Origin of the sequence: Botrimarina sp. (assembly GCF_040219535.1) — a bacterium.
Classification (GTDB): Bacteria; Planctomycetota; Planctomycetia; order Pirellulales; family Lacipirellulaceae; genus Botrimarina.
In genome coordinates this window covers 1-19,236 of sequence record NZ_JAVJSH010000007.1, presented here as the reverse complement: position 1 = coordinate 19,236, position 19,236 = coordinate 1, and the positions used below count along the sequence as shown (strand labels likewise).

Sequence of the window (19,236 nt, the reverse complement as noted above, 5' to 3'; positions counted from 1 at the left end):
GTCTGACTCCGTCCCTGGCTCCGCCCGCCGATAGCCTCGCTCGGCTTCCTGCAGGACCTCCTGTCGCTCGGTGGTAGGATCGGCAGCCTACGCTAGCTGCACAGATGGCTCCAGATTAGTCCGCCGGCGGGCCAAGTGTGCGGTTCGGCGAGCGGCTAAACTCGCTGAGAGTGAGGCAACCTCGGCGGGTTTGCTGCCGATCACGACACGTCAACCGCTCGTCGCGAAATACACGCCGAGGCGCGGTTGAAGGCGAAGGCCGCTACCGCCGAGACGGCGGCGTACACGAGCGGCGTCGCGCCGTAGGCTTCGTCCTTGGGGTTCACCGCGACCAGCAAGAACAAGGCCGTGGCGGTAATGCAGGTAAGCGACAGCCCCGTGAGGGCGATCACCCAGGCTTCGGATTTCATAGCTCAACTCCGTGTTCAAGTAGCAACTGCTGCGAAACCGCGAGTGCCGCCTCGGTCCTGGCGTCCCCATCGAAGAAGCCGCGGAAGCCGACGCCCGGCACAACGAGGCCGGCCAGCAGTCGCAGCTTCTCGGCGAGAGACACCCGCACTCGCCCTTCTAGCACGTCGAAACGCCTGCGGCGGATTTTTGCCCCGATCGCGTGGTAGATCCGGGCCGCGGCGTGGACAGCGAATCGCGAATCACGATCGAGGGCCGACACGCCGCTCTCCCCGGCACAATAGAAGCCGTCGGCCACATCGAGCAGTTTTTGGACGCCCCGTCGCACTGGTTCGCTGTCGGGGCGAGCCGGGCCGGGCCGGAGGCCGCCGGTCCACTCGATAGGGAGATAGCAGCGGTAACGGCCCCAGTCTTCAGCCACGTCGCGGGCGATGTTTGTGAGCTGCATTCCGATGCCCAACGCTGTGGCGTGCGGCAAGAATCGGCGATCTCGAAGACCGAGGATCGGGCACATCAAGACCCCGACCGCTCCGGCCACACGGAAGCCATACCGCATGAGATCATCGACGCTCAGGTTTTCCGCCGGCGTCAGGTCCGACTTCATCCCGATCAACAGAGCTTCCGCGGCGGCTACAGATAGGTGGTGCCGACGCACGACCGAGCCGAACCACAGGCTCTCGGTCGTGTGCGGCACTTCGCCGTTGACGATCAGACGCAGGTCGGCCGTAGCCAGTTCGACAAACTCCGCGGCTTCCTCGGCAGATTCTGCGTTATCGACACCATCGTCGCACCAGCGGCACCACGAATAAAGCCGCTCGACGTCGGCCCGTTTGTCGGCAGGCAGCAGACGGCTGGCCAGCGAGAACGATCGGCTGTGGCGCCGTATCGAGTCGCGTGCGGCGGGGGGGCTAGATGGTGACGACACGGTAGTCAGACGCGATGGTGTCGCACGTCGCCTTGGCGGAGTTGATGACGCCGGGCACCCCGGCACCGGGGTGGGTGCCAGCTCCGGCGAGGTACAGGCCCGGGATGCTGGGATCGCGATTGTGCGGGCGGAAGTAGGCGCTTTGAGTGAGCTTGGGGGCGACCGAGAAAGCGGATCCATGATGGGCGCCGAACTTTTGAGCAAAGTCGGCCGGCGTGAAGTGACGCCGCGTGACGATCGACTCACGCAGCCCGGGCAAGTGAGTTTCGAGCGATTCGAGGATCGCGTCGCCGTAGGCCTGGGCACACGCGTTCCAGTCGATCGGGGCGTTGCCTAGGTGTGGCACGGGGCTCAGCACGTAGAACGACTCGCCACCCTCCGGCGCCATCTTGGGATCGGTGGCCGTGGGGGCGTGAAGATAGAGGCTGAAGTCGTCGGGCAGGTGATTGCCGCGGAAGATGTCGCGCAGCAGGCCCTTGAAGCGTGGGCCAAACAAGATCGTGTGGTGAGCGAGGTCCGGGTAACGCCGCTTCGTACCGAAGTACAGCACGAACAGCGACATCGACCACGACATCCGCTCGAGCCGCTTCTGACGCTTCTGGGCCCCCTCGACCCCGCGATAGATCTTGGCAAACGTGTGGTGTACGTCGGCGTTCGATACGACCACATCAAACACGCCGGGCCGAACTCCTTGGGTGTGTATCTCGTGCTGGGGTGTGGGACTGTCCGCCCGGTCGCTGGCTCGCAGCGTCACGCGATCGACGGGCGAATTCAACCGCAACGTGCCGCCGAGGTCTTCCAGCAGTCGCGCCAGCACACGGACGAGGGCACCGGTCCCGCCTTCGGGAAAGAAAACGCCCCACTTGCGTTCGATCCAATGGATCAACGTGTAGATGCAGCTGGTGTCCATCGGATTGCCGCCGACTAGCAGCGGGTGGAAGCTGAACGCCTGCCGGAGGTGTTCATCTTTGACGAACCGAGATACCATCGAGTAGACGCTCCGGTCGGCCCGCAGTCGGGCGAGGTGCGGGGCGGCGCTGATCATATCGCTGAAGCGGAGGAACGGCACAGCGCCTAGTTCCTCGTAGCCCTTCTCAAACACCTGGCGCGTGTAGTCCGCGAAACGGCGATAGCCGTCTACGTCGCTCGGATTAACGCGACGCACCTGTTCGATCAGGCCGTCCTCGTCCGAGACGTAGTCGAAGCGGACCCCGTCGCTCCACTGCAAGCGATACAACGGCGTCACCGGCAACAACCGCACGTAGTCCGAGAGGCGCCGCCCCGAGAGTTCGAACAGCTCTTCGAGGCAGTGCGGCGCCGTGATGACGGTCGGGCCGGCGTCGAAGGTGTACCCCTGGTCTTCGTACACATACGCCCGGCCGCCCGGCTTGTCGTGGGCCTCGTAGCAGACGGTCTCGAACCCCATGGACTGGAGCCGGATCGCCGCGGCGAGACCGCCAAACCCGCTTCCGATCACTGCAGCCCGACGGCCGGGCCTGGCCGCGGCCTCTGGCCGCGGCTCGATAGGGGTGGCGGCGACGCTCATGCTCGCGCTCCAGCGAAGCCCGGTTCACTGACGCCGCTTTGGTACGTGCTCCGCAACGCGTCGGCGACCTCGGCGAGGGTGCGGGCCGCCTTAGCGTCCGGCCCGGCCGCAGCGAGACGCGACACGGCGCGATCAAGCCGCTCGTCGATCGCAGCAACGCCCCGATCGCGGCTTGCCTCGAGCAGGCTGGTCGCTAGCCGTCGCAACGCGGGCCCAGGCGACGACTCTCGCCGGATACGTTCTTGCAGCAGCCGAAACCGTGACGCCGAGAGCTCTTCCGCTGCCAAGGCCCATGGCCACGTCACGCGGCGGTTGAGCAGATCATCGCAACGATCTTCGCCGTCGACGAAAGCCGTCAGCTCGTCGAGGTCGTTCTTTATCTGCAAGCAGATCCCCACTCGGCAGCCGAACGCAGCGGCCGCCAACAGCGTCGTGGCTTCGCCGTTGGCGGCGTGGGCACCGGACCAAGCAGCTAACGAGACGAGGCGTCCGGTTTTCCATCGCGAGATCGCCAACGCGGTTGCCCGCGCCTGGTGTGGTGTGATCTCATCGATGCGTGTTGAGAGATCGATCGCTTGTCCCTCGTGACACTGCCTCGCGACCTCGACGAACTTCATCAACAGCCCGGCGGTTCGCGCGGGGTCTTCATAGGCAGATCCGGCGAGCTCCAAGGCTCGGAAGTACATCCAGTTGCCGGCGTTCACGGCACGGGCCGGGCCGATCACTCGGTGCAACGCGGGCTGCTGCCGACGCGTTGCGGAGTCGTCCTCAAAGTCGTCGAGCACCAGGGAGCCGGCGTGGAGCATCTCCACCGCCTCGGCCACCGCTACCGGTGAAGGCCCTCGCCCGCCGGCGAACTTGAAGGCCCGTTGAAGCAACGCGGCCCGGAACCGCTTCCCCCCGACTCCGGGGTAAAGGTCCGGCGCGAGTTGGAGCGCCTTGGACCAGCCGTGCCGTGTCCCGGCGGACTGGTGACAACTTCCGGCGTATCCCAGAGGTTTGGCGATCATGGCGAGGCCGGGTCCGTACGGGAACAAAGGGACTTAGCAAACCGCAAGGGTGCGAGCCCAGTCGGCGGGCGACCGATGACGATCCTCGCCGCGTCGGCGACGTTGAAGCGGTGGCCGTAGAAGCGGGCGATACGTTCTTCGGGGAGCACCTTGTAGAAGCGGCGGAAAATCTTCCAGCGGTGCTCGGCGTTGACCAAACAAAACAGCAGCCGATTGAGGAAGCGGGCAAAGCCGCGTCGGAGGGCGTCGCCAGAACCGACCCGCGTCAGCTCCGCAGCGACTTCCTCGAGACGCGACTTGGCAACCGTTTCAGCAAACCGAATGGCCAGCGGCATCGAGTACCCCGTCGCGGCGTGATACCAGCCTCCGGCATAGCCTCCCGCAATAGCGTTCGGGTTGCCGCGTGGGAGGGCCGCGTACGGCATGGGCAGGCAGCCCCCCTCGGTGCGGACGAGCTCGGGCAAGTCGATGCCCGCTTCATGCAGGCGTGTCGCGATCGCCGCGTTCGCCCGCTTTTCGTCATAGCTGGGCTCTTCGCTGAAGCGCGTGTACTCCAGCAGAACACGCCGCTTGCCGAGGGGCAGCTCGTAGAGAAACTCGAAGCCATTCGATTGGTCGGCTCGAACATCCATCAAGATGGGTTCGGTCGCGGGCCAGTCGCGATCGGTTTGGTACTCACGACCGATAAAAGTTTGAAAGCCGACGCCTTTTAGCTTGCTTGCTGAGTTCAATTGGCCTCGGCAATCGATCACGCATCCACTCTGGATGACGGTCCCATCGGCCAGTTCAATCCGCGTGTTGGACTCGATCTCACACGGTTGGCCGGTACGGATATCGATCCGGGCGACTCCCGAAGCATCGGTTGATCCGGCCGAGAGAGATCGGGTCGCATCCCGCAGCGCGTCCGACGTGATTGTGGCGTACGCGAGGGTCACTCGCCGCGTGTGCCCGGGGAACCGCACGGTGTAGGCGGGCCAACGGTGGTTCACGAGTCGATCGAACCAACCCCGCGATTCGGGGGGGATGTCCGATTCGTGAAACGACCACGTGTGGTTGCCGCAAAGCTCGTCGGACCGTTCGAGGAGCAAGACGCTCGCCGCCGGTCGATAGTGGGCCACCGCGTGGGCGAGCAAGCAGCCTTGAAGGCCCCCGCCGACGATCGCATAGTCGTAGTTTCTTGGCGGGGTCATGCGGTATCTGCAAGCGTGAGCGGCCTCGCGGTACGACGATCGCCGAACGCGGCAAGCATCGGCGCGATCCCATGCAAGACGATGTGGGGGACGGCAACGGCGCTCAGCCCGACGAACGTCGAACGGACGAGCGTCTCGTCCCAGGTCAACGATTGCAACGAAGCCGTGGCACCGAGCCCGATCAGACCGATCGCCCCGAAGGTCATCGGCGCGAGGCTAGCCGCCAGCTTTGGCCAACTCTCACCAAGCTCACGCCGCAAACGTTTGAGACCCCGTGCCGAGTGCCACGCGCAGAAGTAAACCAAGAAGCCGAAGATCGGACTCGCCACAGCGAACAGCAGGACGAACGACGCCTGCATCGTGCTGTCGAGGAGCAGCACCTGTCGCGTCCGGCCTGCGGCGGCGATCGCCGCGAGGATTTGCAGGCCCCAGGCAGCGATCGCGATCGTGAGCAGGCACCAAGAGGCAAGAGTCATCATCTCGACCGCGAGTTGTATCTGAGTCTCGAAACTACGCGGCGCGGTGATCCGCAACAAGCGAGTCACCTCACCTCCGTGGAACACTAGCGGTGTCCAGACCACCAATCCTCCGCGGGCGAAGCGGAGGAGCGGCCGGAGTGGATGCGGCCCGACCGCGATCTGCGGCTCTTCTTGACCAAAGTGCCAAGCAGAGGCCAGGAAGAAAAGGACGGTTGTGGCCGCAGGCGCCAAGAACCAGCCGGCCGTGACAAGCAGAGCTATCACCAAGTACCCGACGAGGAAGCTGGGCAGCCACGCGGCGCCCAGTATCGGCTGAAGCAAGGGCTTGGCGAATCGATGGTCCGCGGCCCCGTGTGGAAGCCCGACCAAAGCGACGAGGACGGCCAACGCAGCCGGGACTAATACCCCGCCGGTGGGGATAAAACACGCGGCCCCCGCCATCGCCCAACAGAGCAGAGTGACGAGGGCCGCGTGCATGAAACATCTCCCAACGAGAGGCTAGACTGATCGTCCGATCAGGCAGGGGCCATAACGGGTTCGCCCGTAGCTCCGGGGACGACGGACTTGCCGCTCTTAGCCCGAGCGATGAAGTAGATCAGCACGCCGAAGCCGGCCTTCGCGGCCATGTCGGCGATCGCATAGCCGATCTGCAAACCGACGACTCCGCCGGCTCCGACCTCGCCGCCGGCCTTAGCGGCCAAGGCCTCGGGGGTGCCACCCAGGGCGTAGGCGATCGGGTAAACGGCCCAAGTGATCAGCAGCACGAGGCGGCAGACCTCGATCAGCGTCCGGGCCGCGGGCGGTTGGGTTTCCAACGACTTCGTTAGCTCAACCCACAGCACGTAGAGGATATAGAAGAACGGCACCGAGGACGCGACGCCCCAAGCAACGCGGGTCCCCCAGCCCTCCGGGTCGGAAATCACTTCACCCGGGTAACCCAAGGCGATCATCAAGGCAGCGGCAATGACCAATCGCGTCAACAGGCTCGTCGCCTTCGCGGCTTGCAGGCGTAGCACCGCCACCAGCTCGACCATCAACAGCGGCACCGTGAGAATCCAGTCGGCGTAGCGGTAAAAGTCGTTGAATGCGGCGCCGGTGCCGACGTAGCCGCCATCGCTGAGCATGTAAGCGTCATTCCAGCTGTGGCGGATCATAAAGTAGTGGTAACAAGCGATCGTTACCACGAGCCCCGAGATCGCCAATGCCGGACGGTACTCCGGATCGACTTGCGACCGTGACAAGAACAAGAAGATCGCCGCGGCCCCCATCGTCGCGACGGTCATCGAGAAGATGTTGTCGACGGCGCTGTACTGGAATACGGATAGGTCGGGCATCGTCGAGCCCAAGACCAACAAGCTCTCTAACATCGTTGACCCTCGTCGGGAGAGAACGGGAAGTGCCGCGAACCCTGTGCGGCTCGAGAAGGTTCTGTTGAGTCTTTAGGCACCCGCTATACCGCTGGCAACGGGTCGTTTTTCTGACTTTGGTCGTGATCGAAGCGGTTGATCGACGGTTTATTGTCTGCCACCGGTCTGCACTCAAAGCGGACCCTTACTTGCGTATTCTGCCAGGAAGCCCTATGTCGCGACGTCCTCACGTGCTGATCGTTGGCGGCGGATTCGGCGGGTTTGCTGCGGCGAAGCGGCTCCGCAACGCCGATGTCTCAGTCACGCTGGTGGATCGGACAAACCACCACTTGTTCCAGCCGCTGCTGTACCAAGTCGCCACGGGCGGCCTTTCGCCGGCGAACATCGCGGCGCCACTCCGCAACCTCCTGCGTAGTCAGAAGAACGTCACCGTCCTGCAGGACGAGATCACCGGCGTCGATCCGACGTCTTCGCTCGCGTGGTCGAATAGCGAGCACTACGCTTACGACTACGCGATCTTCGCGGCGGGTGGCGTCTCTTCTTACTTTGGCAAGCCAGAGTGGGCCGCCATCGCGCCCGGCCTGAAGACGCTGACCGACGCACGCGAGATCCGACGCCGGGTGCTGGGCGCCCTCGAAGTGGCCGAGCTGCAGGGGCTTTCCGACCCGCCGACCTTTGTTGTGGTGGGAGGCGGCCCCACCGGCGTCGAGACCGCCGGGGCGATCGCCGAACTCACGCGGCACACGCTGGTCGGTGAGTTCCGCCGCACCGACCCGTCGAAGAGCCGCATCTTGCTGGTCGAGGCGGCCGATCGCTTGTTGACGAGCTACCCCGAGTCCCTGTCCGCGGCGGCCGCAGAGCGACTGGCCGAGATGGGCGTCGAGCTGCGACTCGGCTCGATGGTCTCGGAACTGCAGAACGGCGAGGCTACCCTCACGAGTAACGGTCGTTCGGAGAAGATCGCAACGGCGAGCATCGTTTGGGCTGCCGGGATCGCTGGCTCGCCCCTTGCCGGCGAGTTGGCTAAGGCGGCGGGCATCGCCCCAGAGCGGGACCAGCGGGTCGCGATCAATGCGGACCTGACCCTAACCGGCTACGACAACGTCTTCGCCATCGGCGACATGGTTCGTTTCGCCGGCCGAGACGGGGCCGCACTGCCGGGTGTCGCGCCAGTGGCGATCCAGCAGGGCAAGCACGCCGCGTACAACGTGTTGCGTAGCCTCCGCGGAAAGCAACGCAAGCCGTTTCAGTACCGCAACTATGGTGCGATGTCCGTCATCGGTCGCGGCGCCGCCGTCGCCGATATCGGCCCGGCCAAGCTCACCGGCTACCCGGCTTGGTTCGCTTGGCTGTTCGTCCACCTTCTGCAGCTCGTTGGCCACCAAAACCGTGCGCTAGTGGCAATGCAGTGGGGCTGGAACTACTTCACGAAGAACCGCTCGGCTCGGCTGACGAGCGGAGACGCGATGCTGTTTCCCGCAGGTTCGACTGAAGCGAGCGAACCGCATGCCAGCATGATTGCCCCTTAGATCCGATTGATCGCATGTAGTTCGACACAAGATTCTGCAACCCATATCGGTCGGCCTGCAACCGTCGGGGCTCCGTCGCTTGGGCCTAGCCGGCATTCGTCCCAGCCGCTTTCGCGAGGTCGCTTCGCCGCGTTGCCAGGTTGAGGGAACCGTGATCCGAGAACGCTGGCGATTTGATCGCTTGTTCGATAGTGCTTTCCAGCGTGTCAACTCGGATGATTTTCGCAACCGACTCGAGAAGGCGTTTGTTGCGACAGCGGTTGTTGGCTTCTTTGCCCACCTCGCCGTCATCGCGACATCGAGAGCCTTCCCCTCGATCGCCGAGGCTGCATTTGGCGGGCTGGATCGCAACTTCCTTCACGCGATTTACACGCCGTTTAGTTTCATTCTGTTCTACGAGGTGCTGCTGCTCACACTCGCGATCCCGCAATCGCACACGGGCTCGATCGCAATCCAGTATCAGATCGTCTCGCTGATCGTGGTCCGCCGCGTCTTCAAAGACCTTGGTGGCTTCGCCGATCTCGACGCCTGGGTCGATCAGCCCGAAGCTAGCCTGGCGGTGCTGCTCGACATGGCGACAGCAGTGCTGATGTTTGTTCTCGCGACAGCTTTCGATCGTTTGCGGCGTTCGGCTGTCAGAAAAACGGAACCAGTGGACCTCGCAGGTTTCGTCACACTGAAGCGAGGCACGGCATTGCTGCTGGGCGCAGTCTTGGTAGGGCTCGCCGTATCAAGCGTGGTTGCTTGGCTGGGCAGCGTCTGGTCTCGGTTCGGCCAAGGCGGGGAGCTCGCCGAGCTGGATCTGTTCTTCTTCCCGGCGTTCTTCGAGGTGATGATCTTCACCGACGTCTTCCTTCTGATCATATCGATCGCGTACTACGACCGATACGAAATCGTCTTCCGCAACGCAGGCTTCGTCATTTCGACTGTTCTACTTCGAGCATCACTGACGTCCGCCCCGCCGTATAACAGCGCCCTAGGGATCCTTGCGATGGCGTACGGGGTTGTGGTGCTCTGGGTCTTTATCCTGCACTCCAAGCGGATTGAGACTGGCTCAAAGGAAAACCTTGCAGGTGGCGAATCAGAAAAACCGCCCGCGCTCGGCGAACCGCAATAGTGTGGACGCTCATCGCCTTCAACGGAATGCGTCAACGGCAGCCAACCCGACAGCGCCGCTGGCCACCTCCTTGCTAACGCCCTAAACTGAGGTACCTGAGGAATGAAGCGAAGCGGCAGCGAATCAAGCGGCCAAAGTAGTAAGGATCAAACGCAATGGACGACAAGGTCACTGAATCACTCCGCCTCGTTGTGGCGGACACATACGCCTTGATTGGGCAGACGCACCTTTGCCACTGGAACGTGCGCGGCCCGGGTTTCTTCTCGCTTCATACGGCGTTCGAAGAGCAGTACAGCGAGCTCTTCCTTGCGGTTGACGAGATCGCCGAGCGAATCCGCGCGCGAGGGGCATTGGCGCCCGGCGGATTGAGCCAACTCGCCGGAATGGCGGGCATTGGGGAACTGGCCGAAGACACCAACGCCAAGGAGATGGTGACTCACTTGATCGCCGCCAACGAGAAGACTCTCACCGATCTCAAGAAGGCTCGTGACGTCGCCGCCGATGCCAGCGACAGCGAGACGGAAGACATGATGATCGCTAGAATCCAGGTGCACGAAAGAACCGTTTGGATGCTGAAGAGCTATTTAGCCTAGCCACAGCAGCTCTAACCACGCGACCGCTTAGCCACTTCCCGAGAAGATCAACCCCCCGGAAACGCATGGCTGCTGACGAGCACACGAAGAATTGGCCCGATCTTGCTATCGGCCTCTACGATCGACTTACGGGGCGAAACGCCGAGATCGCGTACGAGTTCGACGACATGCACGTGAAGATTCCCTCCGGCACCGGCGATAAGGCCGAGCATGCTGAGTGGGTGCTCTCCGGCACTGTCAAAATCCGCACGCAGGACCTTGGCTCAGCCCCAAACTGATCGTGACCGGGGGCCTATCGGGATCGGTCGATGGCTGCCCGGTCGAAATCGCATGCGAGGGGCATCACATTCAGATCGCCTTGCCTAGCGTACTATCTGCTTGGCGTCTGCGGGGCCGATCGATTGGCGCCTCCGCTGCACTCAAGCTCGTCGATCGCGTGGGACTAGGGCTAACGCTGTCGGTAGGGATACTGGCGCTGCCAGTCTTGCCTACGCCGCACCCACTTTTCCGATGGTTCGGCCCTGAGTTCAGCGACGTATGACTTCGGATAGCACGGATCGTAGCTCCGCACATCCCGATCGCATCGCGTTGACAGGTGCATCGGGCTACGTCGGTGGGCGTCTCGCGCCTCTCTTGCTTGAGCGGGGATACGGGCTCCGTTGTATTGCTCGTACCCCGCGGAAACTGGATGAGAGGCCGTGGCGTCAGCAAGCGGCTGTCGAAGTGGTCCGCGATGATTTATCTGATCCGATCGCACTCGCCGAGCATCTGCGTGGTTGCTCCGCGACTTTCTACCTCGTGCACTCAATGATCGCGGCTGGCGCGGGTTACGCAGACCGCGATCGCAAACTCGCCCGCAACTTCGCGGAGGCAGCCGCCGAGGCAGGCGTTAAGCGGATCATCTACCTGGGCGGCCTCGGGGAGCTCGACGATTCGCTCAGCGAACACCTGCGGTCAAGGCGCGAGACGGAGTCGATCCTGGCCTCCACCGGTGTACCCGTGACGGTGCTGCGAGCGGCCATGATCATCGGGTCGGGCTCGGCGTCGTTCGAGATCCTCCAATACCTCGTGAACCGCCTCCCAGTGATGGTCACGCCTCGTTGGGTGGAGACAGAGTCGCAGCCGGTTGCCGTCCAAGACGTTTTGTACTGGCTTGCTGAGTGCCTAGCGACGCCAGAATCGGAAGGCCAGGTGCTTGAGGTCGGTGGCCCCGACGTCTTGTCGTACAAAGACCTGATGCAGGTAGCGGCCGCCGAGCTTGGTCTACGCCGTCGGCTGATTCTTCCTATCCCGGTGCTCACACCGCGACTGAGCTCGGCGTGGATCAGCCTCGTGACGCCGGTCCCGTATGAGATTGCCCGTCCGCTCGCCAACGGCCTCAGCAGTCGGGTCGTCGTCACGGATCACTCGGTTCAGGAAGTCATGCCGCGCGATGCCTTGAGCGTGCGAGAAGCGATTCAACATGCCATATCGGCGACCCGAGCCGGGCGTGTGGAGACGCGATGGTCGGTCGCTGGACCGATTCAGGGCGACGCCGACTGGGCTGGGGGTAAGGTGTTCGTCGATGAACGGTCGATCGACGTCGAGGCCGACGCCGATTCGGTGTTCGCAGCGGTCTGCCGAGTTGGCGGAGGACACGGCTGGTACGCGGGCGACCTCCTCTGGCGGATCCGCGGATGGATGGACCAAGCGGTCGGCGGGCCGGGACTCCGTCGAGGACGACGACACCCCGAGAGCATCGAGTATGGAGAGACGTTGGACTTTTGGCGGGTTGTAGGTCTCGAGCGCGGCCGCTCGTTGGCCTTGCGCGCAGAGATGAAGCTGCCGGGTGAGGCGATGCTCGACTTCAACATCCGTCCTCGAAACGGGAGTGACGGGGTGGGGCTAACCATGCGGGCCAGGTACCGGCCGAGAGGTCTGGTCGGGATCGCTTACTGGTACGCGGTCGCGCCGCTTCACAACATCGTCTTTGGCGGCATGCTCAAAGGGATCCGTGACACGGCCGAGGCGATCCGCCGCGGCGGCGAGCAAACAAACGAGACAGCGGAGTCTTCGCCGACCGGTCAATCCGGATACGGGCGAGCACGACTGTGGCTTGGCATCTCCGCTGTTGGCTCGATCGTTGTCGCTTCTTCTATCGCCCTTGCGTGTGGTGTCCCAGACCTCGTCAATCGATTTGCCGGAGGCACCTTGCTTGGCACGTTCGCCGGGCTCTTACTCTTCGTCCTGGCGTACGTCGCCATCCAACTTCCTTTCGATTTCTTAGGTGGGTATGTTCTGCCGCGCCGCCACGGGCGAGCACACCTGAAATTCCCAGTGTTCTTGCGAGACCTCGCAAGAGGCGTCCTCATGCACGCAGTTACGCTCATCACGTGCGCGGTGTTTTTGACGCTCGCCGGTGCTGCCGCCGGAATGGCCGGCACTGTCGCGGGCGCCACGCTTGCGATTGGCTTACTGCTAGTTGCTCGTACTCGCCTGGCGTCGCTCTACGCTCCGCTGACAATCACTCCAAGCGAACCGAAGGATTTGGAACGAGAAGACTCGATCCGAGTGCTGTTGGCTCAGGCCAGCGATGAAGGCTTCACTGGTAGCGTACTCGGCGTCTTGCGACCGGCCGCCCACCTCCTGCCGTTGGACTGGCGACGAGTTCTCGGACGAGACGGCTTTCAGTTAGCGTTGAAGCGCCGAACAGTTGCGATTGGTAGTGGAGCCTGGGGCCGAGGACGATTCGTCGCCATCGGCTTCACCCTGGTTGGGGTTGCGATCTCGGCGTGGCTGGTCGGTTCGGAACGCCTTGGCACGACCGGGGGCACCGTCGCGCTTAGCTTCTGGTTTACGCTCTGGTCTTTCCTGGGCCTCTTGGTGCTGCCAACCCTGAGTCGCCGGGCCGTCGCCGAGATCGACCAACGCCTCTTGGACGATGGCTACTCGCCGGAATTGGTCGCTCAAACAACTCGAAAACTCGACACCCTACAAGATGATGAGCCGGAGCGACCGGGCTTCGTCGAGACGATCTTCCACCCCGTCCCCAGCGTGCAAAACCGCACGCGCGGTCCGCGACGCAAAGGCGTGGCGGGCGCGTGGGATGTCGCCAGAACGACCGTCTTCTTGAGCGCGAGCGGCATCGGATTGCTCGGTAGGGCGGTCCACTGCAACTGTGGGCGGCCCGCCCTTTGGGTCTTCCTGCCCACCGACTAAGAAGCTGTCCCGGAATAGCGCCAGATGACAAGAGCCGCTACGGTTCCCCCTTTGGATTGGCGTCCACACAAGGAGGAACCGCAGCATGCTCAAGGAATCGAGTTATGGCAGTGACCTGTCGGATCGGCAATGGCGGCTGGTCGAGGAGCAGCTCCCGAAGCCGAAGAAGCGGGGCCGCAAGCCGACCGACCGGCGTTGGGTTGTCGACGCGATCCTCTACGTCGCGGTCACCGGCTGCCAATGGCGGCAGCTGCCGCACGACTTCCCCCACTGGAAGACCGTCTACAACACGTTCTGGGCGTGGAGGCGAGACGGCGTGATCGAACGCGTCCACGAAGCCCTGCGTGAGAAAGCTCGGAAGGCGGCGGGCAAGAAGCCCACGCCGAGCGTGGCGATCGTCGATAGCCAGTCGGTCTGCACCGGTGAGGGGGGAGAACAACGCGGCTACGACGCGCACGAAGAAGATCACCGGCCGCAAGCGGCACGTCGCGGTGGATACGCTCGGGTTGGTGATGATGGTCGTGGTTCATTCGGCCAGCCTGCAGGACCACGATGGGGCGTGCTTCGTGCTGTCGCGGATGAAGGAGCGGTTCCGGCGCCTGCAGGTCGTCTTCGCCGACTCGGCGTACGGCCGCAACGGGCTGCCGGGATGGGTCCAGGAACAGTTCGGCTGGGTGCTGCAGACGGTGTTGCGGCCTGTCGGTGCGAAGGGCTTCGTCGTGCTCCCCAAGCGATGGATCGTCGAGCGGACCTTCGCCTGGCTCGCCCGCTGCCGACGCACCACCCGCGACTACGAGAAGACCAACCTCTCTAGCGAGGCCTTCGTCCACCTCGCCATGATCCGGCTCATGGCAAGACGACTCGCCAGGCCATGAAACCAATTCCGGGACAGCTTCTAAGTGCCATTCGAGCAGTCGACGTCGTCCCAGCCACCAAGACCAGGACGCACGCGGTTGCTAGTCTCTTAGTCATGGGCAGTCTCCAGGTCATCGCACTTGCGACAATGGGTGAAGCCTAGCACGACCGGGGGCCGTTTCAGAAGTCGCCGTTGAGAATCTCCGCGCCGTCGCGGGTAACTTATTAGGCCCGGGGGGCTGGGTCGGAGTTTGCAGGGACCCGATGAACTGACACGGCATGATCGGCGGTGCAGTGGTCTTCGGCGCGTCGGCCTGCTTCACCTCGGCACGGCGGCGGGACGTTGTTCCACGAGCTGGTGCATTCGACCGGCCACGAGAAGCGGCTCAAGCGCGGCCTCGGCGAGCGGCTCGCGCCGTTCGGGTCGCCCGACTACTCCAAGGAAGAGCTGGTGGCCGAGCTGGGCTCGGCATTCCTCTGTGCCGCGGCGGGGATCAGCCCGCCGACGATCGAGCAGTCGGCCGCCTACCTCGACGGCTGGACGCTGTCGCTCAAGGGGGACATCCGGCTGGTGATCCGGGCGGCAGGGCGGGGGCAGCGGGCGGCGGACCATATCCGTGGAGTGATCTTCGACGCACCCGCGGCAGCTGCTGAGTAGGAGAAATCACCCAAAGGGTCGCTAGCTAGCTAATCGACTTTCCGCGACTTAGAATGCCGATTCGCCCGGGGAAGAGGTTCTCCCGGGCGTGTTGATTCCCGGGTAGGACACCAATGTCGGGGCTGGAAGATGACAGCGGGGCGGAACACGGATGTCGAGGTCACTCCTCAGCGAATCAGCAACCTAACGTCGGCCGACGCAGTTGCTGCTTACTTTGCAGAGCTCGGATACGACACCGAAAAACGAGCTGAGCTTACCCCCGAAGCAATTGGATTGTCGGGCGACTCTGCCGCGGCAGTTCGGTCGGTTGAAGTACTTAGCGAAGACGGCGAGGGCTTCCTGCGCGTCGTCTTCGTCAGGCTCCGCTCGCTTACCGCTAAGAGCCGCAACGACCTGTCGCGGGTGCTGGGGCGTTCGAACGTCGAGCACTTGCTCGTGCTCACGTCCGACTTCTCGACCATAGAGTTCGTCCTCCTCCACAAGCGCCGGCGCGAGGTCCGCGGCCCCACCAAGTCCGCTGGCATCCAAGTCGTGCCCTTAATGGTCGCGGTTGATCGCAAGGCGCCGAGCGGCAAAGAACTCCGCGCGCTACGGAGGTTCACCTGGACGACGCGCGACGGTCTTGAGCAGTATGACAAGCTGCGAAGCGTCTTCGAGGCGGCGGCATTCACCGAGGAGTACTTCTGCAATCGGGCTCTGTTCGCCGACCACTTCCTCATGACGCGGCTGCGTGAAGAAGCCGCCTGGTCGGAGAATCCGGCCACAATGTTCCACGCCACCCGCGAGTTGCTCAGCGACGCCCCGAAACGTCTCGGCGGCAAGAGCGAGCAGGTCATCCGAGAGCAACTCTTCGAGCCAATTTTCACGCGTCTCGGCTTCAAGGCGAAGGCGACGAAGGATTCGAAAGATGGCGGCATCCATCCCGACTACGAGCTGTCGGGCGAGAACGGCAGCAAGACAGTCGCGTTCACGTATCCGTGGGATCGCTGGCTCGACGGGCCCGACCACGAGCTTGACCGCAATACGCCCGACGAGAACCCCGGCGCCTGCGTCGTAACGGCGCTTGAGCAAGGGCTCGCCGACTGGATCATCGTCACCAATGGTCGGCAGTGGCGGCTCTATAGCCGTGCGGCCCACTCCCGCGCCACCAACTTCTATGAAGTCGATCTCGCCGAGGCCCTGGTCGCGTCGGGCGACACCGACCCCAACGAGGCGTTCCGCTACTGGTGGCTCTTCTTCCGCTCCAAGGCGTTCGCGCCGGTCGCGGGGACGGACGGCTGCTGGCTCGATGCGATCGCTGACGGCAGCCGAGACTACGCCAAGGCGCTCGGCAAGCGGCTCAAGGACCGGGTGTTCGTCACCATCTTCCCGCACCTCGCCCAGGGATTCCTGCATTACTGGCGGAGCCAGGATAAGAAGCGCAAGACGCCCAGCGACGCCGAACTGAAAGAAGCTTTCGAGGCGACCCTCACGCTGCTCTACCGGCTGCTGTTCCTGCTCTACGCCGAGGCTCGCGACTTGCTGCCAATCCGCGAGGCGCCCTACCGCGAGGCGAGCCTCCGCCGCATCAAGGACGAAATCGCCGACAAAGCGGGAATCGCCGAGAGCGAGTCGGCCGAGCGGCTGCGGAAGGCTTACAGTGTCAAGGAGCACGGGCTCTACGACCGCCTCATCCTCCTTTGCAAGGCGATGGACAAGGGGGACGCGTCGCTCAACGTCCCGACCTACAACGGCGGCCTCTTCATCACCGACCCAGCCGGCGCCGATGACCGCAGCCGCGATCAACGCATCGCCCGCTTCCTGAACGACAACAAGGTCCCAGATCAGTTCCTCGCCGTGGCGGTTGATCGCCTCGCCCGCGACCCGGACGACAAGACCCACTCGCTGGTGGCGATCGATTACAAGTCGCTTGAGGTCCGCCACCTGGGATCGATCTACGAAGGGCTGCTCGAGTTTAAGCTCAAGGTTGCCGCGGAAGACCTCACCACGAAGACCGAGAAAAAGAAAGAGAAGTACATCCCGCTGAAGGACGCGCCGAGGCGGCGGGGGCGTGACCCGATCATCGTCGTCCCCAAAGGGGAGGTCTATCTCTCGAACGACAAGGCCGAACGCAAGGCGAGCGGCTCCTACTATACGCCCGACCCGATCGTCGAGTACATCGTCGAGCACACCGTCGGCCCGGCGCTCGACGAGAAGCTCGAAGCCCTGCGCGGCGACCTCCGCAAGGTGCGCAAGACCTACGACAACGAGGTGCAGAAGGCGACCGCCTACCCGGTAAAGAAGCCCTCGGGCGACGAGTGGGACCCGCGCGAGTTCGCCGCCGAGAAGACCTACGCGGCCCACAAGGACCTCGTCGAGCGGCTATTCGACTTCCGCACGCTCGACCCAGCGATGGGGTCGGGGCATTTTCTAGTGGAGGCAGTGGACTTCATCACCGATCGGCTGCTGGCGTTCTTGAACCAGTTCCCGGTCAATCCGGTGACGTTCATGCTCAACCAGACGCGTCGGAACATCCTTGGGGCCCTGGGCGAGCAGGGCGTCTCGGTCGACCCCGACAAGTTGACGGAGGTCAACCTGCTGAAGCGGCACGTGCTGAAGCGGTGCATCTACGGGGTGGACCTCAACCCGATGGCGGTGGAGCTGGCGAAGGTGAGCCTGTGGCTCGACGCGTTCACGATCGGCGCGCCGCTGTCGTTCCTCGACCACCACCTGCGGTGCGGCAACTCACTGGTGGGGGCGACGTTCGAGGACCTTGAGCGGGCGACGCAGGGCCAGCTCTTCGGCATCGACTACGAGCCGCTGCTGCGTGCGATCCGCCACGTGCTATTCGTCAACAAGATGGCGGACGCGACGGCGGCTGAGGTCAAGCAGTCGGCAAGCGAATACGCGGAGGCTCGGGACGAACTGTCGGGCTATAAGGTGGTGTTGGATTTGCTCGTTGCGAAGCACTTCGGCGAGCCGGCGGCACCCGAGCTGTTGACGCAGGGAAGCGACCTCGACCTCACCAGCCGCTCCAAATTCGTCCAGTCGATGGACAACCTCACCGACCGTGCGGTCGTGGAGCGTGTCGAGGCGCTCGCGCTCCAGCCTGAGCTGCGTTACTTCCACTGGGAAATCGAGTTCCCGGAGGTTTTCTTCGGCTTCCAAGACGCCGACGAACGGCAGCTACGGCATAAGAATCGAATCGCTGCCGGATCTGCAGGATTTGATGCAGTCGTGGGCAACCCGCCGTACGATGAGCTTTCAATAGCCGGAGGCTGCCGTCCCGACATCAAAGCATTCTACGATTCTCCCGAGGGTTTTGGTGACTACAAATCTGGTCGTGTGAACCTGTTTCGTCTCTTCATCATCCGTTCAATACAGACGACCCTGCGTGACGCGGGCATCGTTGGTCTTATAGTTCCTCTCGGAATCATTAGCGACAGCTTCTCGTACGCGGTCCGTCGATATATGTTTTCACAGGGCTCGTTCTTGAAGATCGACGCATTTCCTGAGAAAGACGATCCACGAACTAGAGTCTTCGAGGAGGCAAAGCTACCGACCGCGATCCTGATCTATCAGAGCGGAAACGAGGATGGTGTATGCCGGCAGCGATCGCATCCCGGATCGATGTTGTTCCAGTCGACGAGTGAGTTAACGTTCTGTGCCGAGGCAGTAATGGCGCTGTTCCCGGATACGCTTAGCGTGCCTTTGATTAACGAGGACGAGCTTCGCATACTTCAACTCCGCATGGCACCGTCGATCGGACCAAAATTATCCGAGCTCGCAAATGTGTTTGCTGGCGAAATCTGCGACAATGCAGGTAACGCGCATCTTCTCGAAAACGACGAAGTTGGTCCGGTCGTGTTGCGTGGTGCCCACATTGATCGCTATTTATTGCGAGAGGAGTCGCGTCAAGGGGCTGATCGTCATCTGCGGGTTAAAGAGTACCTCGAGGAGCGAGGTGCGACTGGACGATCACAGCACTACCGTACCACTCGTATTGTATTTCAGAAAGGTGCGGCGCTGGATTCATGGCGACGACTTGTCGCATGCATTGTTGAACCTGGGCATTTTTGCTTTGACACGACAGGTTACATTATACCGCACGTTACGTGCGACCTACACGCACTCCTTGCCATTTTTAATAGCACTCTGTGGGAGTGGCGGTTTAGGTGTGTCAGCCAGACTAACCACATCAACGCGTACGAGATCGAACCGGTGCCAATACCTCGCGCATTGCTAAGAAGCTCTGACAAAACCGCATTGTAAGGGTCAAGCGAGGGCGTGCTTGTCGCGTGCGACGCCGAAGCAGATGACGGCGATCGCGAGGGTGTTCCAGGCGTCTTGGATCGTGGCCGAGCGGTCGTAGCGGACACGCA

General features: G+C 63.0%; 16 protein-coding genes and 1 pseudogene. 9 read left to right on the top strand and 8 right to left on the bottom strand.

The features are described from left to right. Positions 1 to 200: 200 nt before the first annotated feature. From RIC11_RS03050 to RIC11_RS03020, 7 genes are read right to left on the bottom strand one after another with little or no spacing between them, the layout of a single operon-like run. Positions 201 to 410: a hypothetical protein gene (locus RIC11_RS03050; RefSeq protein WP_350208360.1), complete on the bottom strand. Its 210-nt coding sequence runs from the start codon at positions 408 to 410 to the stop codon at positions 201 to 203. Beyond that, positions 407 to 1,333 (bottom strand): phytoene/squalene synthase family protein, encoded by a 927-nt coding sequence (locus RIC11_RS03045; RefSeq protein ID WP_350208359.1) that lies wholly within the window; start codon positions 1,331 to 1,333, stop codon positions 407 to 409. The genes RIC11_RS03050 and RIC11_RS03045 overlap by 4 nt, the downstream gene beginning before the upstream one ends. Continuing rightward, the gene (locus RIC11_RS03040; RefSeq protein WP_350208358.1) at positions 1,317 to 2,879 is read right to left on the bottom strand and encodes a phytoene desaturase; all 1,563 of its coding nucleotides are present in this window, start codon (positions 2,877 to 2,879) and stop codon (positions 1,317 to 1,319) included. Before RIC11_RS03040 ends, RIC11_RS03045 begins: the two co-directional genes overlap by 17 nt. After that, a complete protein-coding gene (locus RIC11_RS03035) occupies positions 2,876 to 3,889 on the bottom strand; it encodes a polyprenyl synthetase family protein (RefSeq protein ID WP_350208357.1) in 1,014 nt (337 codons plus the stop codon). The genes RIC11_RS03040 and RIC11_RS03035 overlap by 4 nt, the downstream gene beginning before the upstream one ends. Then, positions 3,886 to 5,079 (bottom strand): lycopene beta-cyclase CrtY, encoded by a 1,194-nt coding sequence (gene crtY / locus RIC11_RS03030; protein ID WP_350208356.1) that lies wholly within the window; start codon positions 5,077 to 5,079, stop codon positions 3,886 to 3,888. The genes RIC11_RS03035 and crtY overlap by 4 nt, the downstream gene beginning before the upstream one ends. Further along, positions 5,076 to 6,035, bottom strand: a complete 960-nt coding sequence (locus tag RIC11_RS03025) for a Brp/Blh family beta-carotene 15,15'-dioxygenase (protein WP_350208355.1) — start codon at positions 6,033 to 6,035, stop codon at positions 5,076 to 5,078. Before RIC11_RS03025 ends, crtY begins: the two co-directional genes overlap by 4 nt. A 38-nt stretch (positions 6,036 to 6,073) precedes the next feature. Beyond that, entirely contained in the window at positions 6,074 to 6,925 is an 852-nt protein-coding gene (locus RIC11_RS03020) for a bacteriorhodopsin-like (RefSeq protein ID WP_350208354.1), read from the bottom strand. 212 nt (positions 6,926 to 7,137) lie between these two features. On the opposite strand from RIC11_RS03020, the gene RIC11_RS03015 reads away from it, so the two are divergent. The 6 genes and pseudogenes from RIC11_RS03015 to RIC11_RS02990 form a co-directional block, all read left to right on the top strand. Then, positions 7,138 to 8,454, top strand: coding sequence for an NAD(P)/FAD-dependent oxidoreductase (locus RIC11_RS03015; protein WP_350208353.1), 1,317 nt, complete (start codon positions 7,138 to 7,140; stop codon positions 8,452 to 8,454). Positions 8,455 to 8,605: 151 nt separating this feature from the next. Then, entirely contained in the window at positions 8,606 to 9,571 is a 966-nt protein-coding gene (locus RIC11_RS03010) for a hypothetical protein (RefSeq protein ID WP_350208352.1), read from the top strand. A gap of 155 nt (positions 9,572 to 9,726) precedes the next feature. Continuing rightward, complete coding sequence (locus tag RIC11_RS03005; protein WP_350208351.1) at positions 9,727 to 10,164, top strand: Dps family protein; 438 nt, start codon at positions 9,727 to 9,729, stop codon at positions 10,162 to 10,164. Between the two features lie 65 nt (positions 10,165 to 10,229). Continuing rightward, positions 10,230 to 10,442 (top strand): hypothetical protein, encoded by a 213-nt coding sequence (locus RIC11_RS03000; protein WP_350208350.1) that lies wholly within the window; start codon positions 10,230 to 10,232, stop codon positions 10,440 to 10,442. A 259-nt stretch (positions 10,443 to 10,701) separates the two neighbouring features. Further along, positions 10,702 to 13,362 (top strand): DUF2867 domain-containing protein, encoded by a 2,661-nt coding sequence (locus tag RIC11_RS02995; RefSeq protein ID WP_350208349.1) that lies wholly within the window; start codon positions 10,702 to 10,704, stop codon positions 13,360 to 13,362. Between the two features lie 85 nt (positions 13,363 to 13,447). Next, positions 13,448 to 13,636, top strand: a pseudogene (locus tag RIC11_RS02990) (transposase); the annotation flags it as partial. 8 nt (positions 13,637 to 13,644) lie between these two features. On the opposite strand, the gene RIC11_RS02985 reads toward RIC11_RS02990, so the two are convergent. Continuing rightward, on the bottom strand, positions 13,645 to 13,782 hold the full coding sequence (locus tag RIC11_RS02985; RefSeq protein WP_350208348.1) for a hypothetical protein: 138 nt from the start codon (positions 13,780 to 13,782) through the stop codon (positions 13,645 to 13,647). Positions 13,783 to 13,784: 2 nt separating this feature from the next. On the opposite strand from RIC11_RS02985, the gene RIC11_RS02980 reads away from it, so the two are divergent. The 3 genes from RIC11_RS02980 (at position 13,785) to RIC11_RS02970 (ending at position 19,126) form a co-directional block, all read left to right on the top strand. Next, on the top strand, positions 13,785 to 14,237 hold the full coding sequence (locus tag RIC11_RS02980) for a transposase (protein WP_350208347.1): 453 nt from the start codon (positions 13,785 to 13,787) through the stop codon (positions 14,235 to 14,237). 323 nt (positions 14,238 to 14,560) lie between these two features. Continuing rightward, positions 14,561 to 14,875: a zincin-like metallopeptidase domain-containing protein gene (locus tag RIC11_RS02975; RefSeq protein ID WP_350208346.1), complete on the top strand. Its 315-nt coding sequence runs from the start codon at positions 14,561 to 14,563 to the stop codon at positions 14,873 to 14,875. 273 nt (positions 14,876 to 15,148) lie between these two features. Beyond that, a complete protein-coding gene (locus tag RIC11_RS02970; protein WP_350208345.1) occupies positions 15,149 to 19,126 on the top strand; it encodes an Eco57I restriction-modification methylase domain-containing protein in 3,978 nt (1,325 codons plus the stop codon). Positions 19,127 to 19,236 lie beyond the last annotated feature (110 nt).